Consider the following 9,126-nt stretch of genomic DNA (forward strand, 5'->3'; position numbering starts at 1 on the left):
AACCGGAGACATGCCATGAAGACGCTTACCATTCTGACCGCAGCAGCATTGCTTGCCGGCGCGCCGGCCTTTGCCCAGTCGAACACGACCGCCACGACCACGCCGCTCGCTACGACGACGAAGGTCGACACTTCGACCTTCATCAAGACGGTGCCGAGCGCCAATGAGTTCGAGATCGAGTCCAGCAAGCTCGCCGAGCAGAAGGCGACCGATGCCGACGTCAAGGCGTTCGCCAAACAGATGATCGCCGACCACACCAAGGCCGGCGAGGAATTCAAGGCGGCGCTTGCCCAGGGCCAGACAACCTCGGCCACCGCACCGTCCGGTCCAGCCCTACAGCCCAAGGAGCAGAAGATGCTCGATGAGCTGAAGGGCGCCAGCGGCGATCAGTTCCAGGCCAAATACATCGAGATGCAGACCAACGCCCACAAGGAAGCCGTCGCGCTGTTCAGCGGCTATGCGCAATCCGGCGACGACCCGGCGATCAAGGAATTCGCCAAGAAAACCCTGCCGACGCTGCAGATGCACGAAAAACATGTGAAGGAACTGGCGGCCGCGCATCAGGGGTGAGGGCGGTTCAAGGCCGACGCTCTATGGCGCCCCCCTCTGTCTGGGGGCCATAGAGCGTTACGGTGGCAAACCAAGCACAATAATGAGCGGCGCTCAGGTCGACCTGATCTGCTCCACCGCGGTCACCAGCAGCTCTTCCATGGCGGTGCGTATCTGGGCATCCGACTGGGCGATGCCCGCCGCGTCGAAATCGGCGCGGACCTTGCGGAACACGTCGTTGTCGCCTGCCTCTTCGAAGTCCGAATGCACCACTTCCTTCGCATAGGCGTCAGCGTCCGCGCCGGATTTGCCGAGCTGTTCGGCGGCCCACAGGCCGAGCAGCTTGTTGCGGCGCGCCATGGCCCTGAACTTCGTTTCCTCGTCCATCGCGAACTTCTTTTCGAAGCCTTCCTGACGGTCTCTCATGCTGCTCATGGTTTGCCTCGTTCGATGTGAGTCCGATCTTCAGCCCGAGGGAAGAGCGGGCAGGGAAGGCGAGAGTGGCGTGCATGGATGTCATTAGCAAGGCCGGATCGTTCACGCCGGTGATGAGCGGGGCGCCTGGCGGTTCCGGTCATTGGCCGATGTGATTTGACGTTGCCGCGCTGTGTCCTACTCTCGAATGCATGGTGGACGAACCGAGGAGACGAGCGATGCAGTCGCCTTTCAATGGAATTCGCAGCGTCGCGCTGACGGCGGCCGTGATCCTTGCCGCCGGCACCGCGGCCTATGCCCATCATGGCTGGTCGTGGACGCAGGACGGGTTTTTCGAACTCAGGGGCAAGATCACGGCCATCTATATCGGCAATCCGCATGCCACGCTGGATGTCGACGCCGAGGGCGAGGCCTGGCGGGTGGAGATGGCGCCGCCGTCCCGCACCATCGCCGCCGGCTTCACCGAGGAGGTGGCCAAAATCGGCGACGAGGTGACCGCGATCGGCAACCGCTCGCTCGAGGCGAGCGAAAAGCGCATGAAAGCGGTGCGCCTCATCGTCAACGGCAAGACCTATGATGTCTATCCCGACCGCGTGCCGCCGGCCTAGATGACGGAGCTTCTCGCCGGCATCGAGCAACTCGCTTTGGCGCGGTGGCTGAAGGGCTCCTTCATTGCCTACCCCGTGGTCAATGCGCTCCACATCATGTCGATCGGCGCGCTGCTGACCAGCGTCGTGCTCATGGACCTCAGGATCTGCGGCGCCTTCCGTTCGCTGCCCTACGCCGCGTTCGTCGCGCTGCTGCGCCGCGTTGCATTGGCGGCGTTCGCGGGCGCGCTCGTCACAGGCTCGCTGCTGTTTTCGGTCAAGGCGGGCACCTATGCGGCGATGCCGGTCTTCCTCGCCAAGATGGCACTCATCCTTCTCGCCGGCGTCAATTTCTTCGCCTTCATGCGCTTTCGCCGCGCAACGGGCGGCGACGAGCCGGCAGGCGGGACCGCTATGGCCTTGCTTTCGATGCTGCTGTGGATTTCCGTGCTTTTCGCCGGACGGTTCATCGGTTTTCTTTAGCCAAATCGAGCGTCGGCACTGGCCTTCCCAAGACGGACGGATAAGCTCCCGCAAGAAGAGGGTTGGCGCAAAGACTTTTTGCGAAGAGGACCCCCACCCTAACCCTCCCCACAAGGGGGAGGGGATTTAGCAGCGCTGACCTCGGCAACTGCCGATGTTTCGGCCCAAGAGGATGAAAGAAGAGCGCGCGGCAGCGTTCCCTCCCCCTTGTGGGGAGGGTTAGGGTGGGGGTCCTCTTCACAAAACCACAGCGACAGCTGCACAAACTCAGGGAGCTCGCCATGAAGAAAGAAATCATCGAAGTGCCTGTTATGTCGGACAAGGTGCGGGCGCTCGGACTGCCCTGTTCGACAGCGGTCAGGGCCAACGGCTTCGTGTTCATCTCGGCGACGCCGCCGGTGGACATGGTGACCGGCGAGATGGTGCGCGGCGACATCGAGGTGCAGACCGAGGCATCGCTGAAGGCGCTGAAACATTGCCTGGAAGCGGCCGGCACCTCGCTGGAAAACGTGGTGATGGTGCGCATCTACGCCGTCAATTCCGGCTTCTACAACGCCATCAACCGGGTTTATGCCCGGTATTTTAGCGTGAACCCGCCGGCGCGGAGTTTTGTGCCGGTGGCGTCATGGCCGATGGAGTTTGATATCGAGATCGAGTGTGTTGCGGTGGCGTGAGGGGTGGCTCTCACCACCAGATTTTGACCCTGGTAGAGCGAAGAAGCGGGCTTAAGGGTGGATATTTCAACTTAAGTATAGTGCTTTCGCAATTGCGTCGGGTGAGTTCAATTTCCGACCGCCGCTATTGCCTGAAAGATACGGAAATGGGTAGATTGTCGCGTCAAATTCGGGGAGCTTAACTCTGACTAAAAACATCGCAGATGCGCCTCGCGCGACTCATTTTATGGACTCTGGTGATTTTAAAGTACTCTTTGACATCTGCAAAAAATGCAGATGGTTGATGAGTGAATATGACGCTCTCGTTAGGCTTTGGAATGATTGCCATGATGCTGAGTCTCGCGACTTAATTATAGATCTTGTAAACAATTTTAAAGTAATAACATCCTTCGATATGGTGGATATAACGAAATCTGTTTCTGCTCATGTCCAAGAGAAATGGTCGCTGTCTGCAAAGAATACCATTTTCTTTGCCGTGAGCGACGACCATGAAGCCGATGGATCTCAGGCTTTTTTGCAGCAGTTAAAGAATGATTTTAGCTCCGTCGATGGCTGGTCTGAGAAGAATTTCAGAAACTCTTTGGTCGGCTACAGTGATGCATTTGGAAATGGAAAGAACTACGTACTGTTTGATGATTTCTTCGGGACTGGAAAGACTATCGAGCGCCAAGCAACGAAATTTGTCGAATATGTCAAAAATAGCCAATACAAAGATAATAGGGTATATCTTCTAGCTATTGCCGGTATGGCTGCTGCAAAATCTCGACTGGATGGCCTTGGCCTGGACTATCATTCAGAAATTTGGCTCAATCGCGGAATATCGGACAGATACGAGGGTGCAGACGTGAGTTCGAAGCGAAAGATCATGAAATCCTTGGAAAAGAATCTCGCGGCGATATACAAAGGTCAGTTCATGCCCTCTATGGGGTATGGGTCGTCTGAGGCCTTGTTTTCTGTGCACAATCACAATTGCCCAAACAATGTTTTTCCAATATTCTGGTGGCCTGTATATAAAGACTACAAACCGAGAAAGACAATTTTTAAAAGGCTCAGGTGATGACCTATCCTACCTTCATATTGGAGGTATTGCGTGAGATATATCGCAATCGCGGATGGGTTGACGGGTACCAATTTCATAAAAGGTATCGGCTGTCTCCGCTCCAGATGCTCGAATGTGTGGATTTCCTGCAGGCCAATGAGATTGCGACGATCGAGCATGACGAGGTGGGACTTAGAATTAGGCTTCTGCCGCAGGGCGTAGCTTGGATTGACGCCCATGCGCCTGAGCTCTTCATGAGGCCTAGAGCTGACAAGGAATGGAGATACGTTCCGCAGCGCCGGCCGCGTGCCGAGGACTTTGATTTGTATGTTCCCAGAATGTCCAGCCTTGAGCTCGACTTCTTGACAAAACTGGGAGAGACGGCAGACTGAGGTTTCTGAATCAGCGAGTTTGCACCGGCATTAAGGAACTAGCGCAACGAGGTGGATTCGCCTCGGCGACTTAGGCTAGAGTTAAGCCCATTCGGCAATCGAAGAAGATTACCGAGAGGTTCTACGAACCTCAGACAACTAACATTGTTATTTGTCGATGAAGCAGTCGATTACTAATATGTATATTATGTGGTGACTTGGTGCCGGTGCAACCATACAGTGAATTTTTAAAGCAAAGAACTTTCCGTTGGCCACTTAAGCATGCAGCCAAACGGGGTCTCATAGCGTACGCGGAACGGTTAGAGGCACAAGGCCTTCCTGTAATCTTAGATATTCAGCACATGGCTTGGCATTCCGGACTTGAGGCGAAGTTCATAGCGAGCGTAGCTCTGGACAACCGCCGCTACTACAGTCCTAGAAGTATCCCAAAGCGGAGGGGCGGAGAACGCTCCCTTTTTGTACCTCGACCATTTCTGGCGGGGCTGCAGCGATGGATTTTGGACGAAATTCTCTCGAAGCTCAGCCTGCATCCGTCGGCTTTTGGGTTTGTTAGGGGGCGCAACACCGTTGGCAATGCGAAATTGCACGCTGCGTCGAAATGTATTTTAAAAATAGATATTCGAGATTTCTTTGGCTCTATCAAATATGCAGCGGTCGATGATATTTTTCTTGGAGTTGGATACTCGCCAAAGATATCATATTATTTGTCGAGGGTGTGTACTTTAGATGATGTGCTTCCGCAGGGAGCCCCAACTAGTCCGGCGATTAGTAATATCGTGATGCTTCAGGCTGATGTGCGGATTGCAGAATTTTGTAACCAAAATGGGCTTCTGTTTTCGAGGTACGCGGACGATATCTGCCTCTCCGGAGATCTAATACCCGAGAGTGCCTTTCCGTTTCTTAGCGACTGCTTGTCAAATTTTGGCCTCGAAATCGCTGAGGAAAAGACTGTCCTTGCCTTTGAGGGTCAAAAGAAAATCATCACTGGCATTTCGATTTCCGGTGGAGAGCTGAGACTGCCAAAGGAATCGCGTAGAAATTTGAGGCAAGCCATCCATTATATCAATAGGTATGGAATTGAATCTCATAAAAATAACGCAGGAATATCTGACCCAATCTATAAATATAGACTCCTGGGTCAGATAGAGTACTGGCTATCTATCGAACCTCACAATGAGACAGCCCGCCTCGGGAAAGAAATTCTCAAGCTGAAGCCATTGAAGTAAATCGCAATTTCAATTTTTCTTGGTGGTTTATCCGTAAAATCGGATCTCCCTCTGAGTAGCCATAATCTTGATGCGGTCACCTCAATCTGTTAAGCTTTACGCAAAATACTCCTGCAGCGGCCTCACTTCGAGGCTCCCCGCCTTCAGCGCCGCAATCGCCTCCGCCACCGCAGCCGCACCCGACAGCGTGGTGTAATACGGCACCTTCTGCATCAGCGTCGCGCGCCTCAGTGACTTGGAGTCCGACACCGCCTTCTGGCCGTCCGTTGTATTGAACACGATCTGCACCTGGCGGTTGCGGATGGCGTCTTCGATGTGGGGGCGGCCTTCCAGCACCTTGTTTATCTTCTGGGCGTCGACGCCGTTTTCGGCGAGGAAGCGGGCCGTGCCCGAGGTGGCCAGCACCTTGAAGCCGAGGCCGGCCAGGCGCTTGACCGCCGGCAGGATGCCCTTCTTGTCCTCGTCGCGCACCGAGACGAACAGCGTGCCGGAACGCGGCAGGTCGACGCCGGCCCCTAACTGGCTCTTGGCGAAGGCCAGCGCAAAGTCGCGGTCGAGGCCCATGACCTCGCCGGTCGAGCGCATTTCCGGGCCGAGCAATATGTCGACGCCGGGGAAGCGGGCGAAGGGGAACACGGCTTCCTTGACCGCGATGTGGCCGGGGTTTCTGGGGTCGGGCATGGCGCCGTAATGGGCGAAGGCGTCTTCCAGTTTTTCGCCGGCCATGATGCGGGCGGCGATTTTCGCGATGGGACGCCCGATGGTCTTGGCGACGAAGGGCACGGTGCGCGATGCGCGCGGGTTGACCTCCAGCACATAGACCGTGCCGTCCTTGATCGCGTACTGCACGTTCATCAGGCCGCCGACATTGAGCGCGCGGGCAAGGGCTGCCGTCTGGCGCTCCAGCTCGTCCACCAGCTCCGAAGGCAGCGAGTGCACCGGCAGCGAGCAGGCCGAGTCGCCCGAATGGATGCCGGCCTCCTCGATATGCTCCAATATGCCGGAGACGAAGGTCGACTTGCCGTCGCAGAGGCAGTCGACATCGACCTCGATGGCACCCGAGAGATAGGTGTCGAACAGCAGCGGGTTCTTGCCCAGCAGCGTGTTGATCTGGCCGGTCTTGTCGTTGGGGTATTTCTGCTTGATGTCCTCCGGTACCAGGCCGGGCACGGTGTCGAGCAGATAGGTCTGCAGCATGCCCTCGTCATGGATGATCTGCATAGCGCGGCCGCCGAGCACATAGGACGGACGCACCACCAGCGGGAAGCCGAGCTCGCCGGCAACCAGCCGGGCCTGCTCGACCGAATAGGCAATGCCGTTCTTCGGCTGGCTGAGGTTCAGCTTGTGCAGCAGCTTCTGGAAGCGGTCGCGGTCTTCGGCGAGATCGATCATGTCGGGCGAGGTGCCGAGGATCGGGATGCCGGCCTTCTCCAGCGCGTCGGCCAGCTTCAGCGGCGTCTGGCCGCCGAACTGCACGATGACGCCGACCAGTTCGCCTGAGGCCTGCTCGGCGCGCAGGATCTCCAGCACGTCTTCCGCCGTCAGCGGCTCGAAATAGAGCCGGTCTGAGGTGTCGTAGTCGGTCGAGACCGTCTCCGGGTTGCAGTTGATCATGATCGCTTCGTAGCCGGCGTCGCGCAGCGCGAAGGCGGCGTGGCAGCAGCAATAATCGAACTCGATGCCCTGGCCGATGCGGTTCGGCCCGCCGCCGAGGATGACGACCTTTTTGCGCGACGAGACCTGCGCCTCGTTGGCCAGCGCGCCGGCGAACGGCACTTCATAGGTCGAGTACATGTAGGCGGTCGGCGAGGCGAACTCGGCCGCGCAGGTGTCGATGCGTTTATAAACTGGATGAACGTCGAGCTTTTCGCGAGCTTTCTGAATCACTTCGGCATCGGTCTTCGTCAGCGACGCGAGGCGGGCATCGGAGAAGCCCATGGCTTTCAGCATGCGCAGGTTGACGGCATCCTCGGGAATGCCGTGCTCGCGGATGCGGGCTTCCATGGCGACGATGCCGGCGATCTGTTCGAGGAACCACGGGTCGATCTTGCACATGGCGTGCACGTCTTCCAGCGAGGTGCCCATGCGGATCGCCTGCGCCACCATGCGCAGCCGGTCGGGCGTCGGCGTGCCCAGGGCTGCGCGAATGGCGTTGCGGTCGTCGGCATGGTTGGCGGAACCAAGACCGGGGATTTCGATCTCGTCCAAACCAGTGAGGCCGGTTTCAAGTCCACGCAGCGCCTTCTGCAGCGATTCCTGGAAGGTGCGGCCGATGGCCATGACTTCGCCGACCGACTTCATGGCGGTGGTCAGCACCGGCTCGGCGCCGGGGAATTTTTCGAAGGCAAAGCGCGGGATTTTTGTCACCACGTAATCGATCGACGGCTCGAAGGAGGCTGGCGTGGCGCCGCCGGTGATGTCGTTCTCCAGCTCGTCCAGCGTGTAGCCGACGGCGAGCTTTGCCGCGATCTTGGCGATCGGGAAACCGGTCGCCTTGGAGGCCAGAGCGGACGAGCGCGAGACGCGCGGGTTCATCTCGATGACCACCAGGCGGCCATCGGCCGGGTTGACGGCGAACTGCACGTTGGAGCCGCCGGTCTCGACGCCGATCTCGCGCAGCACCGCGATAGAGGCGTTGCGCATCATCTGGTATTCTTTGTCGGTCAGCGTCAGCGCCGGGGCGACGGTGATCGAGTCGCCCGTGTGCACGCCCATCGGGTCGATGTTCTCGATCGAGCAGACGATGATGCAATTGTCCGCTCTGTCGCGGACGACCTCCATCTCGTACTCCTTCCAGCCGAGCACGCTCTCCTCGATCAGCACTTCGGTGGTCGGCGAGGCGTCGAGGCCGGACTGGACGATCTCGTAGAATTCGGCGCGGTTGTAGGCGATGCCGCCGCCGGTGCCGCCCATGGTGAAGGACGGGCGGATGATGGCGGGCAGGCCGACATGGTCGAGAGCCTGGGCGGCGATCGCCATGCCATGGCTGATGTAGCGCTGCTTGCGGTCGCCTTCGCCGAGGTTCCAGCGGGTTTCCAGCGCGTCAAGCGCGGCGTCGAGATCGGCAGGCGCCTCGGCCTTGACGGCGGCGCGCTCGGCCTCATGGGTCTTGCGGTCGGTGTTCTTGACGTCGGTGGCGTTGGCCAGCATCGACTTCGGCGTTTCCAGCCCGATCTTCTTCATCGCCTCGCGAAACAGCGCGCGGTCCTCGGCCTTGTCGATGGCCGTGGCGTCGGCGCCGATCATCTCGACATTGTAGCGCTCGAGCACACCCATGCGGCGCAGCGACAAAGCGGTGTTGAGTGCGGTCTGGCCGCCCATGGTCGGCAGCAGCGCGTCGGGCCGCTCCTTGGCGATGATCTTGGCGACCACTTCAGGCGTGATCGGCTCGATATAGGTGGCGTCGGCCAGTTCCGGGTCGGTCATGATGGTGGCCGGGTTGGAATTGACCAGGATGACCCGGAAGCCTTCCTCCTTCAGCGCCTTGCAGGCCTGCGTGCCGGAATAGTCGAACTCGCAGGCCTGGCCGATGACGATGGGGCCGGCCCCGATGATCAGGATCGACTTGATGTCAGTGCGTCTTGGCATGTCAAAGGTCCGTTCGGCGGGCGGCTTGCACAAAAAACCGGGACGGGAAGACCCGGCCGGTTGTGCTCGCGATTCTGGTATCAGGCTAGGAGGGCCTTATAGGGAAGAGTTTTGACTGATGTAACCCCGAAAATGCGAGGTAGGGGAGTAGGG

The 9,126-nt window shown here is 58.4% G+C and carries 8 protein-coding genes; 6 read left to right on the forward strand and 2 right to left on the reverse strand.

What is annotated here, in order from left to right:
• Window positions 1-15 precede the first annotated feature (15 nt).
• Complete coding sequence (locus tag EJ079_RS17130; protein ID WP_127809588.1) at window positions 16-570, forward strand: DUF4142 domain-containing protein; 555 nt, start codon at window positions 16-18, stop codon at window positions 568-570.
• 93 nt (window positions 571-663) lie between these two features.
• Here the strand turns inward: EJ079_RS17130 and EJ079_RS17135 are convergent, their stop codons facing one another.
• The gene (locus tag EJ079_RS17135; protein ID WP_127809589.1) at window positions 664-984 is read right to left on the reverse strand and encodes a DUF1476 domain-containing protein; all 321 of its coding nucleotides are present in this window, start codon (window positions 982-984) and stop codon (window positions 664-666) included.
• 218 nt (window positions 985-1,202) lie between these two features.
• Between EJ079_RS17135 and EJ079_RS17140 the strand changes: the two genes are divergently transcribed.
• The 5 genes from EJ079_RS17140 to EJ079_RS17160 all read left to right on the forward strand — a co-directional run bounded on the left by EJ079_RS17140 (window position 1,203) and on the right by EJ079_RS17160 (window position 5,385).
• On the forward strand, window positions 1,203-1,592 hold the full coding sequence (locus tag EJ079_RS17140; protein WP_127809590.1) for a DUF6152 family protein: 390 nt from the start codon (window positions 1,203-1,205) through the stop codon (window positions 1,590-1,592).
• Window positions 1,593-2,054, forward strand: a complete 462-nt coding sequence (locus EJ079_RS17145) for a hypothetical protein (protein WP_127809591.1) — start codon at window positions 1,593-1,595, stop codon at window positions 2,052-2,054.
• A gap of 281 nt (window positions 2,055-2,335) precedes the next feature.
• A complete protein-coding gene (locus EJ079_RS17150) occupies window positions 2,336-2,728 on the forward strand; it encodes a RidA family protein (protein ID WP_127809592.1) in 393 nt (130 codons plus the stop codon).
• A gap of 283 nt (window positions 2,729-3,011) precedes the next feature.
• A complete protein-coding gene (locus EJ079_RS17155) occupies window positions 3,012-3,785 on the forward strand; it encodes a hypothetical protein (RefSeq protein WP_127809593.1) in 774 nt (257 codons plus the stop codon).
• 715 nt (window positions 3,786-4,500) lie between these two features.
• Complete coding sequence (locus EJ079_RS17160; protein ID WP_127809594.1) at window positions 4,501-5,385, forward strand: reverse transcriptase family protein; 885 nt, start codon at window positions 4,501-4,503, stop codon at window positions 5,383-5,385.
• Between the two features lie 96 nt (window positions 5,386-5,481).
• On the opposite strand, the gene carB is transcribed toward EJ079_RS17160, so the two are convergent.
• Window positions 5,482-8,973 carry a carbamoyl-phosphate synthase large subunit gene (gene carB, locus EJ079_RS17165; RefSeq protein WP_127809595.1) on the reverse strand — a complete coding sequence of 1,164 codons (3,492 nt, stop codon included), beginning with the start codon at window positions 8,971-8,973 and terminating at the stop codon, window positions 5,482-5,484.
• Between the last annotated feature and the right edge of the window lie 153 nt (window positions 8,974-9,126).

Origin of the sequence: Mesorhizobium sp. M7A.F.Ce.TU.012.03.2.1 (assembly GCF_004006095.1) — a bacterium.
Lineage (GTDB): Bacteria > Pseudomonadota > Alphaproteobacteria > Rhizobiales > Rhizobiaceae > Mesorhizobium.